This is a genomic window from Bacillus sp. AM 13(2015) (assembly GCF_001518755.1).
Taxonomy (GTDB): Bacteria; Bacillota; Bacilli; order Bacillales; family Bacillaceae; genus Bacillus; species Bacillus safensis.
On the sequence record NZ_LKCP01000064.1, the window covers coordinates 1 to 20,482 of the forward strand.

16 protein-coding genes are annotated in these 20,482 nt (G+C 40.5%); all 16 read right to left on the reverse strand.

The genetic code is table 11. The features are described 5' to 3' along the window. On the reverse strand, nucleotides 1-775 hold a 775-nt coding region (locus AOQ70_RS10790), incomplete at its 3' end, for an Rnase Y domain-containing protein (protein WP_156417746.1). A 233-nt stretch (nucleotides 776-1,008) separates the two neighbouring features. Continuing rightward, nucleotides 1,009-2,184 carry a serine hydrolase domain-containing protein gene (locus tag AOQ70_RS10795; protein WP_059376232.1) on the reverse strand — a complete coding sequence of 392 codons (1,176 nt, stop codon included), beginning with the start codon at nucleotides 2,182-2,184 and terminating at the stop codon, nucleotides 1,009-1,011. 142 nt (nucleotides 2,185-2,326) lie between these two features. Then, a complete protein-coding gene (gene recA, locus AOQ70_RS10800; RefSeq protein WP_039178719.1) occupies nucleotides 2,327-3,370 on the reverse strand; it encodes a recombinase RecA in 1,044 nt (347 codons plus the stop codon). 179 nt (nucleotides 3,371-3,549) lie between these two features. Continuing rightward, on the reverse strand, nucleotides 3,550-4,800 hold the full coding sequence (locus AOQ70_RS10805; RefSeq protein ID WP_059376234.1) for a competence/damage-inducible protein A: 1,251 nt from the start codon (nucleotides 4,798-4,800) through the stop codon (nucleotides 3,550-3,552). Nucleotides 4,801-4,816: 16 nt separating this feature from the next. Continuing rightward, complete coding sequence (gene pgsA, locus AOQ70_RS10810) at nucleotides 4,817-5,398, reverse strand: CDP-diacylglycerol--glycerol-3-phosphate 3-phosphatidyltransferase (protein WP_047202208.1); 582 nt, start codon at nucleotides 5,396-5,398, stop codon at nucleotides 4,817-4,819. Between the two features lie 75 nt (nucleotides 5,399-5,473). Further along, nucleotides 5,474-6,373: a helix-turn-helix domain-containing protein gene (locus AOQ70_RS10815; RefSeq protein ID WP_059376236.1), complete on the reverse strand. Its 900-nt coding sequence runs from the start codon at nucleotides 6,371-6,373 to the stop codon at nucleotides 5,474-5,476. Between the two features lie 23 nt (nucleotides 6,374-6,396). Then, the gene (locus tag AOQ70_RS10820; RefSeq protein WP_003211480.1) at nucleotides 6,397-7,188 is read right to left on the reverse strand and encodes a DUF3388 domain-containing protein; all 792 of its coding nucleotides are present in this window, start codon (nucleotides 7,186-7,188) and stop codon (nucleotides 6,397-6,399) included. A 131-nt stretch (nucleotides 7,189-7,319) separates the two neighbouring features. Further along, a complete protein-coding gene (locus AOQ70_RS10825; protein WP_024424114.1) occupies nucleotides 7,320-7,577 on the reverse strand; it encodes a DUF3243 domain-containing protein in 258 nt (85 codons plus the stop codon). A gap of 73 nt (nucleotides 7,578-7,650) precedes the next feature. Next, nucleotides 7,651-8,379: an elongation factor P 5-aminopentanone reductase gene (gene ymfI / locus AOQ70_RS10830; protein ID WP_039178709.1), complete on the reverse strand. Its 729-nt coding sequence runs from the start codon at nucleotides 8,377-8,379 to the stop codon at nucleotides 7,651-7,653. A gap of 31 nt (nucleotides 8,380-8,410) precedes the next feature. Then, nucleotides 8,411-11,530, reverse strand: a complete 3,120-nt coding sequence (locus AOQ70_RS10835; protein ID WP_059376241.1) for an MMPL family transporter — start codon at nucleotides 11,528-11,530, stop codon at nucleotides 8,411-8,413. Continuing rightward, complete coding sequence (locus AOQ70_RS10840) at nucleotides 11,508-11,984, reverse strand: MarR family winged helix-turn-helix transcriptional regulator (protein ID WP_039178702.1); 477 nt, start codon at nucleotides 11,982-11,984, stop codon at nucleotides 11,508-11,510. The genes AOQ70_RS10835 and AOQ70_RS10840 overlap by 23 nt, the downstream gene beginning before the upstream one ends. Before the next feature lie 152 nt (nucleotides 11,985-12,136). Next, entirely contained in the window at nucleotides 12,137-13,429 is a 1,293-nt protein-coding gene (gene yfmH, locus AOQ70_RS10845) for an EF-P 5-aminopentanol modification-associated protein YfmH (RefSeq protein WP_039178701.1), read from the reverse strand. Then, nucleotides 13,426-14,706: an EF-P 5-aminopentanol modification-associated protein YfmF gene (gene yfmF, locus AOQ70_RS10850; protein WP_059376243.1), complete on the reverse strand. Its 1,281-nt coding sequence runs from the start codon at nucleotides 14,704-14,706 to the stop codon at nucleotides 13,426-13,428. Before yfmF ends, yfmH begins: the two co-directional genes overlap by 4 nt. Nucleotides 14,707-14,851: 145 nt before the next feature. Next, nucleotides 14,852-17,968: an MMPL family transporter gene (locus tag AOQ70_RS10855; RefSeq protein ID WP_059376246.1), complete on the reverse strand. Its 3,117-nt coding sequence runs from the start codon at nucleotides 17,966-17,968 to the stop codon at nucleotides 14,852-14,854. Nucleotides 17,969-18,280: 312 nt separating this feature from the next. Next, nucleotides 18,281-19,510 carry an MFS transporter gene (locus AOQ70_RS10860; RefSeq protein WP_059376249.1) on the reverse strand — a complete coding sequence of 410 codons (1,230 nt, stop codon included), beginning with the start codon at nucleotides 19,508-19,510 and terminating at the stop codon, nucleotides 18,281-18,283. 102 nt (nucleotides 19,511-19,612) lie between these two features. Further along, entirely contained in the window at nucleotides 19,613-20,338 is a 726-nt protein-coding gene (locus AOQ70_RS10865; RefSeq protein ID WP_039178693.1) for a GntR family transcriptional regulator, read from the reverse strand. Between the last annotated feature and the right edge of the window lie 144 nt (nucleotides 20,339-20,482).

Here is a 20,482-nt window from a genome sequence, read left to right on the forward strand (position 1 = left end):
CAAAGCCCGATAGGATAACAGCTTCAGGTGTATCATCTATGATCAAGTCAATACCAGTTAACGTTTCTAACGTACGGATATTTCGTCCTTCACGTCCGATAATACGACCTTTCATCTCATCATTTGGAAGATTGACTACAGATACCGTTGTTTCAGCTACATGATCAGCTGCACAACGCTGTAACGCAAGTGAAAGAATGTTTTTCGCCTTTTTGTCAGCCTCTTCTTTCGCTCGGTTTTCAGATTCTTTCGTCATGACTGCAATGTCGTGGGAAAGCTCATTTTCAACTTGATCCAGAATGATTTGTTTCGCTTCATCTCGAGTTAGACTTGAAATGCGTTCCAACTCGGCTTTCTGCAAACGAATCATATCATCCACTTTGCTTTCCATCTCTTCAATATGTTGTTGTCGTTCATTCAGAGAATGATCTCTCTTCTCCAACAGGGACTCCCGTTTATCTAAAGATTCGTCTTTGCGATCAAGATTTTCCTCTTTTTGAAGTAAACGGTTTTCTTGTCTTTGAAGCTCATTTCGTCTTTCACGAACTTCTTGCTCCGCCTCTACACGAAACGAATGAATTTCATCTTTCGCTTCCAAGAGCGCTTCTTTCTTCAATGCTTCCGCATCACGCTTTGCATCCTCAACAATTTGTTCGGCCATGTTTCTTGCGCCGGATATTTTTGCTTCTGCAATGGTTTTACGAACAAAGTAGCCAACAACTAAACAGATTAGGCTCAGCAAAATGGAGATGATCGTAAACATCGTAGGCGACATATTTTCACCTCCTCTTGCTATGAACTTGGTTTTACAAATAAAGTGTCGGCATGTACATTGTTTTGTGTCTCAACATACAGGGCCTTCACAGGGAATGAGATCCTCACTGCCCTTGTCAAGTTTAAATTAGTTATCAATCATGTTAAGAAAAACAAGTGATACATTCCCATTGTAATTGTGTCGGAAATACTTGTCAAGCTAGCTATCTTAGCGTTTGCAAAAGCAGATCAGAATTATTCTTGATTCAGCAGCTGATATACTTTATTGTTCACTTGGCCCAGTTTAGTGTTATTTTGTATATTGGAGAACAAAACAACGATGGTTTGACCAGATTTGCTAAAGCTGTTCAAAATGTTGAAGCCCGGCATGACACCATGGTTTGAATAGCTACCGGGAGCAACATAAAATCCCATTCCGTATGTGGAGCTGCTTCCTGGCGTAAACATCTTTTTATAGCTCTTCTGCGAATACAGTTTGCCGTCAATCAGGGCTTGGTCAAATTTGTACATATCTATAGCACTCATATAAATATCTCCAGCACCGTACAGCTGAGATAGATCGGGCATATACGGTGTAACCGCTTTGCTGCCTTTCAGCTTATACCCGACAGCAGGATAAGGTTCTTTTTTATATGTTTTGTAAAAGCCTGCATGCGTCATTCCCGCCGGTTTAAAAATATGATTCGTTATATATTGTTCATAGGACTCACCGCTTACTTCGGCAACAATATAAGCAAGAACAGAATAGTTGGAATCCTTATAGCCCCATACGCCCGGCTGACGATTAATTCCCTGACGTTCTATGTCTTTTATTAATTCGTCCGGAGTAATTGCGCCGTTTCCTTCAATATGTCCGTTTATTCCCGATGTATGTGTAAGCAGATTTTTCAAAGTAATTGTATGTCCGTTAGGGAAATGAGGTAAATACGTGCTTACCGGATCACTTGTCCGGAGTTTCCCCTTTTCCTCAAGCTGTAAAATGGCGGTTGCAATCAGCGCTTTTTGTGACGAACCGACATAAAAAGATGTTGATGGATTATTTCGAATTTTTCGTTTACGGTCTGCATAACCAAAACCTTTATTTGTTACGATTTCTCCATTCCTAACAATCATGGCGGTTCCGCTGAAACCAATCTCCTTTAAATAGCTGCTGATTTTGTGATTGCGGTCCACTGTTTTGATTTGTTCCTTTGATATTTTGGCGGTTTTCCTTTTGACTTCTTTTTTCTGGCTGTTTTCTAAAGCTACTGCAGTTTTTTGAAACGGGTTTTTTTCTTCACTAGTTCGATGAAGCACATTCCACATCGTAAAGCAAATCATCGCTGCTAAAAAAACAAGCACAAGTTTTCCCCTCTGACTTGGCTTTCTCCCTCTGCGTTTTGCAGTTCCTCTGCGGGTCGGGCTTGTCATTATTTTTTCCTCCCAAAATAAATTCCATTTTGTACACTTTAGACGGATGAAGTACTGAAAAAGTTGTCGAAAGTTTTTTGCAAAATAAAAAAGGCTGAGTTTTTCACTCAGCCTTTTTTATCATTTCATACTAATTTAATTTTTATTCTAATTCTAATTGTTCTAGCGCTTCTTCAGATTCCTGCTGCGTTACTCCGTTAGTATCCAAGCCGTAATGTTCTCGAATTTGCTCCTGGATCATCAGCATGATATCTTTATTTTCTTTTAGGAACTGTTTCGCATTTTCACGGCCTTGTCCAAGACGTTCCTCTTGGTAAGAATACCAAGCGCCGCTCTTTTGTACGATATCTAGTTCGCTTCCAAGGTCGATGATTTCTCCCTCTTTTGAAATCCCTTCACCGTACATAATGTCTACTTCCGCAATACGGAATGGCGGTGCTACTTTGTTTTTGACCACTTTAATTCTCGTTTTATTCCCCATAATGTCATTGCCTTGTTTCAGCTGTTCAGCACGGCGCACTTCTAAACGAACAGATGAATAGAACTTTAGCGCACGTCCACCAGGCGTTGTTTCAGGGTTACCAAACATGACACCAACTTTTTCACGAATTTGGTTAATAAAGATGGCAATTGTTTTTGATTTGTTGATAGCACCTGATAGTTTACGAAGTGCTTGAGACATCAAACGCGCTTGAAGACCAACGTGTGAATCACCCATGTCTCCTTCAATCTCTGCTTTTGGTACAAGAGCAGCTACAGAGTCAATCACAACAATATCAACTGCCCCACTGCGGACAAGAGCTTCTGCAATTTCAAGTGCTTGCTCTCCTGTATCCGGCTGAGAAAGTAACAGTTCATCAATGTTGACACCTAGTTTTTGAGCGTAAACTGGATCAAGTGCATGCTCTGCATCAATAAATGCAGCTTGTCCTCCCTGCTGCTGAACTTCAGCAATGGCATGAAGGGCTACTGTCGTTTTACCAGAACTCTCTGGACCATATACTTCGATAATACGACCTCGGGGATATCCGCCTATTCCAAGCGCAGTATCAAGTGCTAACGAACCACTAGGTACTGTTGAAATACGTGTATCTGTTTGCTCTCCTAGTTTCATAATAGAGCCTTTACCAAACTGTTTTTCTATTTGTTTAAGAGCCATATCTAAGGCTGCTTGACGATCACTCATTCTATTGTTTCCTCCTTTATCAATTCCACTATCTATACTATACCTTGTTTTACGTCATTTGCCAAGAAAAAAACGAACACATATTCGATTTTTTTCTCGACCGATTTTTTAAGAAAAGAGTGTTTTCTATTAGAAAAAAACGCTCTTTTATAAAGGAGTAAACCTAACAAAAAACAAAATTAACTCTCTTTTAATAAGTTGAGTAAGTGATGCAGACCATATTTCACAGCGCGCTTTCGAATGCCCGACCGGCTGCCCGTAAACATCCATTCAAACACGTCCGTCTGGTCTTTCGTGGATAATCCAATGAATACTTTTCCAACAGGCTGACCCTCTTGGGTATCAGGTCCTGCTACACCCGTAAAGCTAATGCCAATATCACTTCCGGTTAGCTTTCTAACCCCTTCAGCAAGCTCTAAAGCGCACTCTTTGCTGACAGCCCCATAAGAAGACAGTGTTTCTTCCCGGCAGCCAAGTACCTGCTGCTTTACTTGGTTTGTATAACAAACCACACTTCCGTTCAAAATGGATGATGCCCCTTCGAGATCTGTCAGCCATTCGGAGAACATTCCACCAGTCAGACTTTCTGCTGCTGCTACTGTTTTCCCGTGCTCGTGCAAGGCTTTGGACGCTTCGCGGACAAGTGATGTATCCCCATATCCGTAGAAGTACTCTCCTACCCGCGCTAAAATTTTCGCTTCTGTTTCTTTTAACAGACGTTCTGTTTCTTTTTCATCCTCATGCTTAGCAGTCAGCCTTAGCGTCACTTCACCGTCAGATGCGAGTGGTGCAATCGTCGGGTTGGTTTGAGCATCAATTAAATCTTCTAGGTCTGTTTCAAGCTGCGATTCACCGATTCCGAAGAAGCGCAGAACAACAGACACAATTTTTTCCTTCAAGCCAAGCTTCTCAGAAATCAGCGGCTTTGCCTCGTTTTCAAACATCGGATGCAATTCACTTGGCGGTCCAGGAAGAAGCATATAAAACGTATCGTCTTCTTGAACAAACATACCTGGAGCCATCCCGAAACGGTTCACAAACACATCAGATCCTTCTAGAACGAGTGCCTGCTTACGGTTGTTCGGTGACATATCGCGGCCGGTCTTTCGAAAGTAGTCTTGAATCGATTCAAATGCTTCTTCATTTAGGACAAGCTCTTTACCGAGCGTGCTCGCAATTGTTTCTTTTGTTAAATCATCTTTGGTTGGTCCAAGACCACCTGAGAAGATAATAAAATTAGATCTTTCCTGCGCCACCTGAATGGCCTGTTTTAAACGCTCTGGATTGTCACCAACTGCTGTGTGGTAATAAACATTCACACCAATTCCAGCTAGTTGTTTGCTGATGAATTGTGCATTCGTATTCGTAATTTGCCCTAGCAAGAGTTCGGAACCGACTGCAATAATTTCTGCTTTTCTCTCTGACTTCAAAGCGTACACGTCCTTTTTAGTTAGAATTCTTTAAAGCTTCCCAGTTTTTTGCAAAGTAATCCCAGCCTGAGACAACAGTGAAGAACACCGCTACCCACATCGCTAGATCACCAAACGGGAATGATACAAGTTCAAACGGCAGGTTATGCAGTAAAAGTGCTGAAATCGCAATGATTTGCGCCCATGTCTTCACTTTTCCAAGCATATTCGCCGCCACTACTTCACCGCCTCCGGCTAATACAAGCCTTAGACCTGTTACAGCAAATTCACGGCTGATGATCACTATCGCCATCCATGCCGGTGTGAGGTTGTATTGAACAAGTATAATTAAAGCAGCTGAAACAAGCAATTTATCTGCAAGCGGATCTAAAAATTTACCAAAGTTCGTCACTAAATTAAGTTTACGTGCGTAGTAGCCATCAATCCAGTCAGTTGTTGAAGCGACAATAAACAGAATCGCTCCAACAAGGTGCGTTACTTCGATGCTGACGTCGCCAAAGCGTGCGACACCCCAATCAAACGGTGCAAGCATAATGATCATAAAAACAGGGATCAAGGCGATCCTAGAAAGGGTTATTTTATTCGGTAAGTTAAACATGAAATTCAATCCTCCAATAATGCAAATTTTTATGTATATATAATAGTAGGAACAAAAGAAAAGTCATCTACTTGCTTAAGATGACTTTTCCTTTCCTTTATTCACAATCACAATGTTTTGTGTCATGGTGTTCTTAGGGTCTAATTCGTACTTAAGTGTCTCGTCATTTACCTTGATATCAATTCCAGACGCATTGCCTAGACGAATATCGACCTGAGAAAGATCAGACAGGTCTGTTTTAAACGATTCGCCATCTTTTAGTTCACCCATCTTCAGCACTTTTCCAGATTCGTCTCTTACGCGCAGCCATGAAGCTTGCGAGGCAGAAATTGTTAACTCCATTTCGTCTGCACCTGATACTTCATACGTAGTCGTCGAGCCTTCTGTATTCGTCGCCTTTAAAGAGACCGTTTCATCGTCTTTTGATGAATCGTCTTTTTTAGATGATTTTTCTTTATCATCTGACGTAGCTTTTTCTTTTTTCTTTTGATCTTTTGCAAGAGATGAATCCTCAGATACTTCATATTTAGATTCTGATTGCTGAGGGGCCGCCTGATTATTCTTCTGTCCGCTATCATGATTGACCGCCTGCACGATCACATAAATGATGGCGATGACCACAATGATGCCTCCAATAATTAAAATTGTCGGCAATAGTTCAAGCACTTTCGAGGCAGGCTTTGGCAGCTCTCTTTGCGGCTTAATATTCGATAATTTATCAGATACTTCATCATTGTACGTGCTTGGAACATCTTTACGAAACTCTTCGAACAATTGTTCAGGATTCAGTCCAACGGCTTCGGCATATTGTTTAATAAACGCTCTGACGTAAAATTTACCTGGAATAATATCATAGTTTCCTTGTTCGATTGCTAGCAAATAGCGCTTTTGGATCTTGGTAACCGTCTGAAGATCCTCCAGCGACATCCCTTTTTCCTCTCTGGCCTCAACGAGCCGTTTTCCCAATTCAGTCAAAACAAACACCTACCATTACCATATTAAAAATCGAAGCCAGAAAAACCAGAATGATCAAACACTTGTGGTTCTTCAGCGTGTTCATATGTAATCTCTTCGTCTGCGCTATTACGCAATTCAATGATATAGTCGAAATCATCCATTGTATATTCTGAATTTTGAATAAAGATGTCTGGATGCTCGACCACCTTTGTTGCAGGCAGTCTCATAATTTCCCTTAAAAGCTGCAAATGCTTCTCAGAACCTCTTCTTGTCGACACAATTCCATCAATAATAAAGACGTTATCTGGGCTGTATTCATCTGCGATCAGCTGACTTCGGATCGTCTGTTTCAAAAGAGTAGACGATACAAACAGCCATCTCTTGCTTGCACAAACACTTGAAGCCACAATTGATTCTGTTTTTCCGACACGCGGCATACCGCGAATCCCAATCAATTTATGTCCTTCTTTTTTAAAGAGTTCAGCCATAAAATCAACAAGAAGACCGAGCTCGTCTCTTTCAAAACGGAACGTCTTTTTGTCATCCGCATCACGCTGTATGTATCTTCCATGACGAACAGCTAAGCGGTCACGAAGCTTTGGCTGTCTTAATTTCGTTACTTTTATCGTTTCCATTGTATTTAAAATTGATTCAAGCCGCTTAATTTGATCTGTGTGGTCACAGCGTAAAAGCATTCCGCGTCTTGATACATCAACACCATTGATTGTCACAATATTAATTGAAAGCATCCCCATTAGAGAAGAAATGTCTCCTAAAAGTCCGGGACGGTTTACCTGTATCTCATATTCAAAATACCATTCGAGCTTTGCCAAATGATATTACCCCCTTCATTGTGGCAAATTTTTACCTTCCTTTATCATAAAGCATTTTCACATTTTTAGAAAGCACAATGTTGTGAAACGGTTAAAATAAAAAGAGAGGCACAAACGACCCCTCTTTTTGTTTAGTGCGAGCTATTATTTTCAACTAACTTGACCATCATATTTGCAATGGCACGCTGCTCATCTTCTGATGCAACGCTCCAAAGGTCAGCAAGTACTCTTTCCTGCTCGTTCTTTGCCTCAACTTCGTTAGCTAGATATCCGCCAATTTCATATGCAAGGTTATTGATGGTCTCATCTTCTAAACCTTTATCCTGCGCATGATTTAAGCGATCACCTAAAAAGTTTTTCCAATGGTCCCAGTTCTCAAGTACAGACATGTCGATTCCTCCATTCGAAAAGATGAATTACAGCCATAGCTTTTGTCATGGAGAGACGAATTATACACGTTTTTTAACAGTACCAGCCGCCATTAACAGATAAAATTTGACCTGTGATATAACTTGACTGTTTTGAGGCGAGAAACCAAATGACATCTGCAACTTCCTCAGGCGATGCAAGCCGGCCAAGCGGGATTTCTTCTTCCAGCATTGCGATGTCTTCCTGCGTAAAACTACTCATCATGTCTGTTTTGACAGCACCTGGTGAGACAGCATTTGCTCTAATTCCACTTGGGGCAAGCTCTTTTGCTAATCCTTTTATAAACGCATTTTGCGCACCTTTGACCATGCTGTACAGCACTTCACACGATGCTCCCGTTTCTCCCCATATCGAGCTGACCGCAATGATATGGCCTGCTTTCTTTTGGATCATGGCAGGTAAAAGGGATTGGGTAAGCTCATATGGACTTGTGACATGAAGCTGCACCATACTGGCTAATACATCTTTTTCTGTGTCTGTCACCAATCCGACATGGCTCCTGCCGCTATTTAAAACAAGTATATCTGGACAGAGCGGCAGGCGGCTGACAAGCTCATCTGCTCCGCCCGTTATAGCTAAATCTGCTTGAACGACATGCGTCTGAATGTGATATGCCTCATCCAAATGAGCGGCGAGGCGCATAGCTGCCTGTTCATTTTTATGATAATGAAGCATTAGGTTGCAGCCTTCTTGGGCAAGCTTTTTGGCTGCTGCCTGCCCAATCCCGCCACTGGCACCTGTTATCAGCGCCCAACGACTCATCACATTGATTCCTTCTTTCTATATGGGATACCTATTCTTTTCGTTTAAATGGGAACCAGTTGGCTGATCCGAACAATTTCACCATTACAGGTACGAACAATGGTAGCACAACGAGTGCGTACAATAAAAGTCCTGTGAGGACAAGTGTCGCAATCTGCAAGAGAGACAGCACACCTGATGGAAGCATTGCGGCAAATGTTCCTGCCAGAATAACAGCAGCAGACATAATGACAGATCCCATATTTTTCATTGATTCGGTCATGGCAAACTGGATGTCTTTTGTTTTGTATTCATTGAATCGCTCCATTAAGAAAATCGAATAATCGACTCCGAGCGCCATTAATATGACAAATCCAAAGAATGGTACAGCCCAGTTAATGCCTGGATATCCGAAGAAATGGGTGAAAATAAATTCTGTTATACCGATTGCTGTAAAGTAAGTCAATATGAGTGAACCTACCAAGTACAGCGGCATAACAAGCGAACGGAACAAGATCACCAAAATAAGGAAAATACCAATCATCATGTAAAGCACCGTCTTATTGAAATCTTGGTCTGACAGCTGTTTCAGATCAGCGTTCATACTTGATACACCTGAAACGCCAAATGACGCATCTTTTAGGTTTGTTTCAGGAAGTGCCCTTTCAACAGAAGCTTCCACTTGTTTTATTGTCGACAGAGCTTCATTTCCATATGGATTTTTTTCTAAAATGACATCAATTTTTGTCATCTTGCGATCATCTGACATGTATGAATCAAATACTTGCTTGAACGCTTTATTTTTTAAGACGTCTTTTGGAATAAACCAGCCGGCCATGTCTTGATCTGGTGCATTTTTCAGTTCATCTAAGTAGTCACCTGCACCCATTAAGCCGCTCGAAATTTTCTCCAGTCCATTAACACTTTTGTTCAGGCCATCTGTCAGCTTTGTCAGATCATCCCCAAAGCCGCCAATCTTTTCTTTCATTTGCTTTTGACCATTAATGATGTCGCCCGCTCCATTTGCAAGCTTTGGCATATTATCAGCTAATTGTCCTTGGCCTTTAGACGTTTGATCCAGTCCAGTTTCAACTGCATCTAAGCCAGCAATGAGTTCATCGATTTGACTCGTCAAGACTTTTTGCTGCTCTGAGGCTTTTGCGATAAAGGCATCAGCTGCTTCAAGCTGCTTTCTAGCTTCTTTCGCTTGTTTGGCATAGCTGTCTGCCTGTTTCGCCCCTTCTTGCAAGGTCGCAGAAAGTTCATTGTACGAAGCTTTGATCGCTTGATACGATTGATTTTCTTTTACCTGCGGGATTTGCTTTTCAAGTGTACTAAATTGTGTATTTGCTTGTTTGATTAACGCTTTTACATCTGCTGCGGCAGAGGATGATGTATCCACTTGCGCTAACGCCGCCTTTAGTTCTTTAGAAATGCTTTTATACAGCGAAACTTGCTGATTCACTTGTGCGACTTGAGCCGTTAATTCCTTTTTCGCACCTTTGATTTCATTTTTAATGGCTTCTACACCTTTTTTATTTTGGTCGATGCCGTTTTGCAATTTTCTTAAGGATTTTTCAACATTTTGAATCCCTGTTTGCACAGATTCAGTACCGGAAATCAATTGATTAATCCCTTTTCCTGATGATTTGATTTGCGGCGTTTGATCCTCAATGGATTGACTCATTGTTGTGAGGGCATCCTGAATTTTTTTCAATCCTTCATTGCTTTTATCAAGCCCTGTGTTCAGTTCCTTGGCTTGTGATTTCACGTACAGATCACTCAGCCCTTTACCGACAGGACGGGTAGCACTTCTGACTTTGCTGACACCATCTGTTTGTTCAATTGCACGGCTGAGTTTTTCGATGGCAATCAGCCCTTCATTGTTGTCTAAAACATCAGCTGATTTCACGACCACTGTTGCCGGAAGTGCTTCACCCGGTCCAAACTTGTCAGAAATGGTATTGAATGCGTTGACCGATTCGTATTTGTTACCAATTTCATCTAAGCTGTTATAAGAAAGGGTTCCTTTATACATCAGAATGGGCGGAAGTGTAATGATTCCTACGATTATTAAGCTGAAAAGCGGTTTCTTAAATGAAAAGCGGCCTGCTGTTTCCCACATTTTTGACTGCGGGTGAGCAATATCGCCTTTAATCGGCCAAAATAACACCTTTCCTAAAACCGCCATAAAGAACGGTACAATCGTGAGAAGGGCCACAATGAGCACAGCAACCCCGACTGCTACTGCAACAGCTGATTTATAAAGCTGAAATTGTGCCAGACCAATACATGTAAAACCAATCAGAACCGCAATTCCGCTGAATAAGACGGTCTTTCCTGCTGTTTTATACGTAATGAGAATCGCCTCAATTTTATCTTTACCATGTGCGATCTCTTCCTTAAAGCGGCTGAGAAGCAGTATGCAGTAGTCCGTTCCAATTCCAAACATGATCGCGACCATAAAGATTTGAGTAAAGGTCGAGAGCGGAAAGTCTACATATTTTACTAAATAAGCCACGATCGATTGACTCACCAAGTAAGACAGTGCCACTGCGACTAACGGAACGAAAGGCGCCACAGCTGATCTAAAAACAAGAACAAGAACGACGAGAATAAACCCAATCGTAATGAATTCTGTTTTCTTCAAGCCTTCCTGCGAACTTGTGATAACATCATCATCAATTAACGGCTGCCCTGTCATTTCAAATTTCAGGTTTAAGCTTTTCAGCTTTTCATTGACTCTTTCTTTAAAATCGGATGCTTTGATTTTGTTTGAGTCATATGTAACTGGAACAAGAAGTGTCGTTTGATCTTTGGAGAGCATTTGTTTTTTAATATCTTTATTGGCTTCAAAGTAAGAAGTGATGTCCTCTATGTGGAGATCTTGATCCTTTTCTAAAATGTCCATTGCCTTTTTTAAAGAGGTTTCTCTTTCTTTCACAATGTTCTTTTCTTGAAAGACAATGACGATTGATTTTTCTGTATCCCCGTTTTCAGACATTTTCTTTAATAACTGATTGGCATATGAGGACGGATAGCCGTCTGGTACAGAAATTTGCCCCTTTTCTTTTGTTAATTGCGCCATATTAGGAGCGGTGATGAGTAACACTGCCGCTAATACGACCCACAGGATCGTGATCAGCCATCTACCCTTTATGATTGCTCTCATTAGTACTTTGTGCCTCCTCTTCGATGATCACTTGATAGATCTTTTCATATGTTTGAATAAATGATTCCATTTCTTTTTCTTCAAGCTTTTCAAAATAAGATCGAACTAGGTCTTGAAGCTGCTTTTCCATTCGGCTGACTACATCTTTGCCCTCTGGCGTGACATACAGGTGAACATTTCTTCTGTCAGCTTGATCATGTTCACGAAAAATATAGTTTCTCGTAAAAAGACGATTGGTCATAGATGTTACAGCACTTTTGTTTACATTACATACATAAGCCAGGTCCGTTGATGTACACCCCGGATGTAAATTGATGTATCGAAGGGAGTAATATTGATCAAGCGTCAGCTCTTTATCAAGCTTTTCTGTGATCATACTCGATACTTTTTTCTCCATCATGAGATAGACATCTGTATACCTCTGGATGAGCTGGGCAATTTTATTTTGTTCCATACGCTGCTCCTTTTTAGTTTAAGTGTTTAACTATTAAAGAGTTTAACTAACGAACAAAACAATTGTCAATGAATATCCTCGCAAATAAAGCGGCTTTTTCAATAAACATAAAAAAAGACAAACTCTGCCGATATGAGTTTGTCTTTTTACATTTATTTTGTTTTTGGGACGACTTTGAAAACGGACATCCGTTCTTCATCAATTTCTTCATCTAAAATTTGCTGAATATCAGCTAATTGAATTTGTTCCAGCACTGTGACGACATCAAATAAGCTCATGTCTAAGAATGCATATCGAGTAAATTGGTTCGCAATGTATTCTGGAGAATTCATGGCTTTTAAAAAGCTGCCGATTTTTTTCTTGCGGGCAAGCTCAATTTTCTCCTCTGTCATGAGGCTTTTTGCTTGAAGAAGGGTTTCTTTTAATACTTTTGCGAGTTGATCAGGATCATTTGTATCCCCGCCAACTGAAGTGAAGCCAAAGCCGCCTTCTTCTGTATAATCGTAGCTGAATGTTTCATCAATTAAGCCTTTCTCATACATCTGTTCATATTGTAATGAGCTTTTGCCAAACAGCGTCTCTAAAATGAGGTTCATCCCAAGCTCATGCTTTAGCAGTTGATTTCCTTTTTTATGCGGATTTTTTGTTTTCAACCCGAACATACATTTAGAGCCTTGTACGTTCATTGGTAGTTCGTATTCTTTCCGATATACACCTTCAGGCTCATTGATGTCTTTTCGTTTGATCTCCGGCTGATCTGTAAATGGCTTTTTCGCCTGATTCGCTCTGACTTGATCTAAAATTTGCTTCGGATCAACGGGACCGACAACGAAAAGAAGCATATTGCTCGGGTGATAGAACGTTTCATAGCATTCATACAAATGATCTTTTGTAATAGGGGCAATGCTCTCTACTGTTCCAGCAATATCTATTCTCACAGGATGCTCTTGATATAAATTTTCAATCAGACCAAAGAATAAACGCCAGTCCGGATTGTCGTCATACATGTTAATCTCTTGGCCAATAATACCCTTTTCTTTTTCGACTGTTTTTTCAGTAAAATAAGGCTCCTGAACAAAATCAATAAGTGTCTCAAGATTTTGTTCGACATTTGAGGTGCTTGAGAATAAATAAGCCGTTCTCGTAAACGTAGTAAAAGCGTTTGCGGATGCTCCTTGTTTACTAAAGGTATGAAACACGTCTCCATCTTCTTTTTCAAACAGCTTATGCTCTAAGAAATGGGCAATTCCGTCAGGTACTCGAATCATGTCTTCTTTGCCAAGCGGCACAAATTCATTATCAACTGAGCCATATTTTGTTGTAAAGGTCGCATAGGTTTTGTTAAACCCTTGCTTTGGCAGCACATAGACGTCAAGTCCGCTTTCCATTTTTTCGTGATAGACCGTTTCTTGCAGCTGGTCGAATTGAATTGTTTTCACTGTCATGAAGCACCCTCCGTTCCTTTAAGAAAATAGGTCGTATCCCACTCGATTTTCTGACCCACTTTGATGATGTCCTCTTTTGTCACTTGTTCTAATGCTTCCAAAAAGGAATCAAGGGTTTCCCCAGTTGGCACAACGGCATGCTGATACAAATATTCTGCTGTCCCATAAGATGTATCAATCGTTTCAAGCAGCTGGTTTTTGACGACTGCTTTTGTTTGATCAATTGCTTCATCAGAAAAATCACCTTTTTGCATCGCTTCAAATTGTTCTTTGATGATGTCTACTGCCTGCTGGTAGTTGCCAACTTCAATCCCTGACATGACCATCATCATGCCTTTAAAGCTCTCAAGTCTAGAAACAGCGTAGTACGCAAGACTTGCTTTTTCACGAACATTGATGAATAGCTTAGAATGCGAGAAACCGCCGAATATACCATTAAACAAATGCAGCGCCGGATAATCTTTATCTGCAATCGTTGTATGTGTGCGAAAGCCGATGTTCAGTTTGCCTTGTTTTACGTCCTCTTCATCAATGACTTCTTTTGGTTCATTTTGAGGTCTAGCTGATTCAGTCTGTTGTTTGATCGGTTCTCTTTCACTTGTTTTAAAGTATTGGGAGACCATTCGGCTGATGTCTTGTTCGTCAACATCTCCTACTACATAAAGATCAAGCTGGTTTGATTGAAGCGCATGCTCATAAGCTTCAAAGAGCGAGTGAGCGGTGATTGCGTCGATGTCTTCCATTTCACCATTGACGTGCAGTGCATATGGTTCACCTTTACACATTTCCTGCACGAGTCTTAAATTCGAATAACGCATTTTATCATCATAGACTGCCTGAATTCGCTGTTTTAACGTGCGTTTTTCTTGATCTACATATAATTGACTAAACACCCCATCTTCAACATATGGGTGGAATAATAGGTCAGATAGTAAGGCAATCCCTTTTTCTAGTAAAGGGGTTTGATCCTTTAGATATTTTTCATTCGCCATTTCTAGACGGAAGGTAATAATGTGATTCTCACCTTTTTTCGCCATGTCTGCCGAAACGGTTGCTCCATAGAGCTCATCAAAATAAGCACGCAATGCACCTGTTTTCGGCATCTTTTCTGTTCCTCTTAACAACACATGCGGGAAAAGAGAACGCATGGTGACGTCATCTTTGGATAACGGTGCAAGCATTTTAAAAAGGATTGTCACGGTTTTAAATTTTTCTGTTTTGACAATATGAGTATGAAGACCAGGTGTGTCCAGTGTCTTCTCTTGTAAGTACGTCATGAGAAACCTCCTTTGTTCATCCTATTTATTATGTATTAGAACATAGCTGATATATACGTGAAACAGCCATTTAATAGACATTATATCAATCAGAGGAAAGGATAGGAAATAAAAACGCCTCTGCTCATAGCAGAGACGCCAGTTGTTATTTCATTCTAAAAGGCCACCAATTCCATTTACCGAAAATACGAACCATGACCGGAATAAAGAGCGGCAATACAACAAAAGCATATAATAAAAGTCCAATGAGTACGACCGTTGCAATTTCAACAAGTGATAATACTCCCGATGGCAGCATAGCGGCGAACGTACCTGCCAAAATGGCCACTGCAGAAATAATGACAGAACCCATATTTCTCATCGCTGATATCATCGATGCTTGTACATGCTCTCCCTTCCATTCATTAAAACGATCCATGAGGAAGATGGAATAATCGATCCCGAGTGTCACAAGAATAACAAAGCTGAAAAATGGGACAGCCCAGCTGACACCATCGTAGCCAAAAAATGTTTTAAAGATCCATTCTGTTAACCCGATCGATGTAAAATACGTTAAAATCAGTGAAAGTGTTAAGTATATCGGCATGACGATTGACCGTAATAAAATAATTAAAATTATAAAAATACCAATTAACATGAAGATGACAGTTCGAATAAAGTCACCGTCAGACGTTTCTTTTAAGTCCACATTTAAGCTTGAGATACCAGATACACCGTATTTGGCATTTTTGAGTCCACTTACAGGTAAATATTGATCAAGAGTTTCCTCGATTTTTGCGACACCTTTCATCGCTTCATTGCTGTATGGATTCACATTTAGGATGACTTCAAAAGTCGTTAATTTACGATCTGGAGACATATACGTATGAAAGATTTGCTTAAATTCTTGGCGTTTCAGCACTTCTTCTGGAATAAACCAGCCTGTTATTTCTTCATCTGGTGCTTGCTGAAGCTGTTTTAAGTAGCCGTCAGCCTCGGTGAAGCCGCTTTTGACCTGCTCAAGCCCTTCAATACTTTCATCTAATCCATCTGTTAATAATGTAAGTTTTGATGAAAGCTGGCCAAATCCTTTTTTGATGGCTTTTTGGCCGTCTGTCAGCTGCTCTGCACCATCTTCAATTTTAGGCATTTCTTTAATCAATTGTTTTTGGCCCTCATTTGTTTGGTCAAGACCGTCATAAATTTGATCAAGCCCATCCATGAGCGCTTGCACTTGGCGTTTTACTTCTTTTTGCTTGCTTGATAAGGTTTGAATCACTTGATCTGCCTGCTTGATCTTTTGCTTAAAGTGAGAGGCTTCCTCTTCATATACACTCATTTGATCCCCTGCTTGATCAAGCATTCCTTTTGTTTCTTTGAATACTTTCTTGATTTCTTTATATTCTTCCATGTCTTTTACTTCTGGAAGACGATTTTCTAGTGCTTCAAATGATAGATTTTCATAAGATTTCTTTACTTTCTTAATGGTTGTCATCAGCTGCTGATTCGATTTCGCATGGCGTTCCAGTGTTTTCACCACTTGCTCTAGCTCTTGAATCATCGTTTTGCTGCTGCGATATTCTTGCTCTAATTCCTTTTTCGCTTCTTTGATTTTACTTCGAATCGTACCGACGCCTTCTTTACTGCGCCTCACCCCATCTTCTAAAGAGATAAGGGATTCCCTGACTTCTCCGATACCGCTTTTGATTGCTTTCGTTCCATCAATCAGCTTGTCAATGCCTTGAGCGGATTCTTCAATTTTTGGTTTTTGTTTGAGAAGGGCCAGATTTGTTTCGGTCAAGCCATCAGAAATTTTCCCGATTCCTTCATGTCCTTTGCCAAGTTCTCCTCCCAGCTCTTTCGCTTGAGAGGTGACATAAAGCTGGCTCAGCCCGTCTCCAACAGGGCGCGTGACACTGCGGACTGTTTTGACTTCGTCAATGTCATTTAGTTTGCGGGTCAGTTTTTCAATGATCACAATCTTTTCTTGATTATCTAGCTTATTGTCACTTTCGACTAGCACATTCAGAGGCAGCGCTTCACCAAAGCCAAATTGCTCTGATATCGTATTAAATGCAGACACCGACTCATACTTATTCCCAATTTCATTTAAACTGTTATAAGATAGGGTGCCGTCGTACATCAGAATAGGAGGCACTGTAATAAGAGCGACTAAACCTAAGCTGATCAGCGGCCTTTTAAATGAAAAACGCCCAGCCCATTCCCACATTTTACTTTGCGGGTGCCGAATGTTTTCTCTTTTAGATGGCCAGAATAGAGATTTTCCGAAAACAGACATAAAAAAGGGAACGATGGTGACAAGGGCAATCAGCAGAATGCCCACTCCAACGGCAACACTAACGGCTGATTGATACAATTGGAATTTAGCAAATCCAATACTTGAGAAGCCGACTAACACGGCTAAGCCGCTGAAAAATACCGTCTTCCCTGCACATTGATACGTGACGATAATCGACTCTTTGACATCACGGCCTTGACCGATCTCCTCTTTAAAACGGCTTAACAGCAGGATGCAATAATCCGTTCCGATACCGAACATAATGGCTACCATAAAAATCTGAGTAAAATTAGATAGAGGAAATTGTGTATATTCTACAAGAAAAGCCACAATACACCGGCTGACAGCGTAAGAAATGCCTATCGTAATGAGCGGAACAACAGGTGCCAATATCGATCTGAAAACAATAATTAAAATAAAGAAAATAAAAATCATCGTGATAAGTTCAGTTTTCTTCAGACCTTGTTGAGAACTTTTAATGACATCTGAATCCACAAATTTTTGACCCGTTATTTCATATGAGACATGATAGGGCTTTAAAACTTCCTCAATTTGTTCTTTAATCTTCACAGCTTTTGTTTCGTAGTGGTCGAATTTGAATGGAACAAGAAGTGTACTTTTATCCTTTGATAAAAGTTGTTTTTGAATGTCCGGATCTACATGAAAATATGAAGTAATTCCGTCAATGTGGAGTTCTGGGGCATGTGTCATGAGTGCAGCTAAAGCCTTTTTTAATTCCTGCTCTTTCGCAGGGAACAGATGTTGTTCGGAGAATACAAGCACACCTGTATCTTTTTTCCCGTTCTTATCTGACAGCTTATCCAATAGGTGAAGTGCCTCAGCTGTTGGTGTCCCCTCCGGAACCTTTAATTGCCCTTTTTCTCTTGTTAATTCCTCTAAATCGGGCGCAGTAATAAACAGAATCACAGCTGTTATCATCCACACCACTAATACAATCCATCTTGCTTTAATTATTTGCAACATAGCTGCTTCAAGCTCCTTCTAGTTCATCAATCAATTTGCTGTATTTGAGCGTGTCTGAAGTGCTGACTGCGTCTCCTTCAAATGGCAGGATGACCTATTCAATTGTCCTTACGTGTTGAAGAAACACATCTCCATCATCAGCACGCGAGCTCAATTTCTGCCTAAAGAAAGACAGAAAATGAATGTTTTTGAACACCTCCAATTTGGGATAATTTAAAAGATATTACTATACATTAGTTTAACTATCAAAATTTTACATGTCAATTTATAAAAAAGAAAAAAAGATGGCAAAATGCCGTCTTTTTTCTATATTTAAACTGTTTTCAATTGTTCGCTCTCATCCTCTTCATCTGGCTGGATGAAAAAGAGGACCAAAAATAGTGAAATGAGACTGCAAATGGTCGAGAGAATAAAAACAATGGAGTCGCCTTTATCCATAAGATAGGCAAAAATCGGAGGCCCTAAAGCAACACCGATAAAACGCATACTGTTATAAAATGAGGTAATGGTACCGCACTGTTCTTTTTCAATTCCTTCTGTAATTAGCGCATCAAGTGCAGGCAGCACAATACCGATACCAACACCGCCAATGCTTAAACAGATAAACAATACGTAAAAGCTGTGATTCCACCATAAAAAAATATAAGAAAGTGATAACAAAGCCATACCTGCGATTAAAAAGATTCTCATTTTCCCTTTTTCTTTTCCAATCGTTTTTCCAGCAACGAAGGAACTGATTGATAGGAAAAGGAGCGGAATACTCAGCAGGAACCCTTTTTTGACACCTTTTATTTGATAAGCTGCCTCTAGATTATCGGATAAGTAAAAAAGCACACCAAAAAGAAGAAACATAATAAAACCGCCAATAGCAAAAATGGCATAAATCCAGCGTCCCTCATGCTTAAAAATGGTCTTTGTTGATTTTAAAAACTCTTTAAATGTAGGCGGGTCCTCCTCTTTTTTCGCCGACTCTACCATGAACAGTACCATGAGAAAGCTGATGGCCGAAAAGAACGGAATGAACCAAAACGGCACATACCAAAACCATGAAGCAAGAAGTGCCCCAATAATCGGGCTTAGGACCTTTCCCGCTGTGTTAGAGGTTTCAATGGCGCCAAGTCCTGCGCTGACCTCTTCATCATCATGAAACAAATCTCCTATAAACGGCATAACAACAGGTGCCGCTCCAGCTGAACCGACACCTTGAAGGACCCTGCCAAGAAGAATCCACATATACGGTTCTTTCATGATTGTTGAGGCGACTGCTGCCACAGCCCCTCCAAGTCCGGCGATTAAAAGACACGGCAGCAGTACCTTTTTTCGCCCAATCCGGTCTGATAAATAACCGGCGATTGGAATACATAGGATTGCTACGACCGAATATACCGTAATAATGAGAGAGACTTGAAAGGAAGTGATCGAGAGTTTCTTTTCTATCTCTGGCAATACAGGTATTAACATCGAGTTCCCTAGTGTCATGATTAGAGGGACTGATGATAACGCAATGATATTCTTTTTACTGACTGTTTTCTCGCCCAACATCATTCACCCAATTCTATATACTGTTACGTATTAGTGTGGCAAGTTTGACGAGTATTATGTATAGGCAAACAAAAAGCAGCCGCCAATGGAAGCGACTGCTTGTTAAAATCGTTTGCGTATGACATGAAAGCTGAATTTATCCGCTCGAAAATAATTGAGGGAGTATAAGACCGGCTGATCATCCTGATCATAGTGCATTTGTTTCAGTAATAATAACGCCGTTTCAGGGTCACAATCTAGAATCGGTGAAACCTGATCGTGGTAGCCAATTGGTTCAATGTCCGCAACTGCATATTTAATCCCGCTGTGCGGTTCTCTTCCAAACAGCTCAAAAAGAGACTCTTCTTCATGTGTAAAAGAAGCGGGAAGGTGTTTGACTGGAATTTTATCTAAACAATAAACAACTGGCTGTCCATCTGCCGTTCGAACGCGTTCCATTGAAAAAATCCCATCAGATTCATCACACTGAAAACGAATGACATCATTCTCTGTTGGCTCCCCTTCTTGCGAGGATAAAAAGATGGTACCAGGCGTCATATTGACCTGCTCAATCATTTTCGTGACACTTGTCAGCTGTTCTATGCCTGTCGAAAAAAGTGGTCTTGAGTTGACGAAAGTCCCCACACCATGCCTTCTTATTAAATACTTTTCTTCTTCTAATATACGAAGGGCTTCACGCAGTGTCGCTCTGCTCACACCTAAAAGCTTTGAGAGCTCAAACTCAGAAGGCAGCTTTTCTTTTTCGGCATATACACCTGTTTGAATATCTTCTTTAATACGGTCAATCACTTTCAAATATAAATGGCGATTGTCTGTTTTGGTCGACATGTTTTCCCTCCGTCTAATCAATGCAAATGATAAGATGAGAAATCTCTATTCCGAGATAAGTTGAACATAACTATATCATGTTTTTGCAAATAAATAAATAGTCTGACATCCAGTTAACATAATCATACTATCGTTTACTATTTT

What these genes read in the sequence shown, in the direction of transcription:
- AOQ70_RS10855 (WP_059376246.1), bottom strand. Translation starts at nt 17,968, where the DNA reads ATGTTGCAAATAATTAAAGCAAGATGGATTGTATTAGTGGTGTGGATG.
- recA (WP_039178719.1), bottom strand. Translation starts at nt 3,370, where the DNA reads ATGAGTGATCGTCAAGCAGCCTTAGATATGGCTCTTAAACAAATAGAA.
- AOQ70_RS10825 (WP_024424114.1), bottom strand. Translation starts at nt 7,577, where the DNA reads ATGTCTGTACTTGAGAACTGGGACCATTGGAAAAACTTTTTAGGTGAT.
- yfmH (WP_039178701.1), bottom strand. Translation starts at nt 13,429, where the DNA reads ATGACAGTGAAAACAATTCAATTCGACCAGCTGCAAGAAACGGTCTAT.
- AOQ70_RS10860 (WP_059376249.1), bottom strand. Translation starts at nt 19,510, where the DNA reads ATGTTGGGCGAGAAAACAGTCAGTAAAAAGAATATCATTGCGTTATCA.
- AOQ70_RS10865 (WP_039178693.1), bottom strand. Translation starts at nt 20,338, where the DNA reads ATGTCGACCAAAACAGACAATCGCCATTTATATTTGAAAGTGATTGAC.
- AOQ70_RS10835 (WP_059376241.1), bottom strand. Translation starts at nt 11,530, where the DNA reads ATGAGAGCAATCATAAAGGGTAGATGGCTGATCACGATCCTGTGGGTC.
- yfmF (WP_059376243.1), bottom strand. Translation starts at nt 14,706, where the DNA reads ATGACGTACTTACAAGAGAAGACACTGGACACACCTGGTCTTCATACT.
- AOQ70_RS10795 (WP_059376232.1), bottom strand. Translation starts at nt 2,184, where the DNA reads ATGACAAGCCCGACCCGCAGAGGAACTGCAAAACGCAGAGGGAGAAAG.
- AOQ70_RS10840 (WP_039178702.1), bottom strand. Translation starts at nt 11,984, where the DNA reads ATGGAACAAAATAAAATTGCCCAGCTCATCCAGAGGTATACAGATGTC.
- pgsA (WP_047202208.1), bottom strand. Translation starts at nt 5,398, where the DNA reads ATGTTTAACTTACCGAATAAAATAACCCTTTCTAGGATCGCCTTGATC.
- ymfI (WP_039178709.1), bottom strand. Translation starts at nt 8,379, where the DNA reads ATGAGTCGTTGGGCGCTGATAACAGGTGCCAGTGGCGGGATTGGGCAG.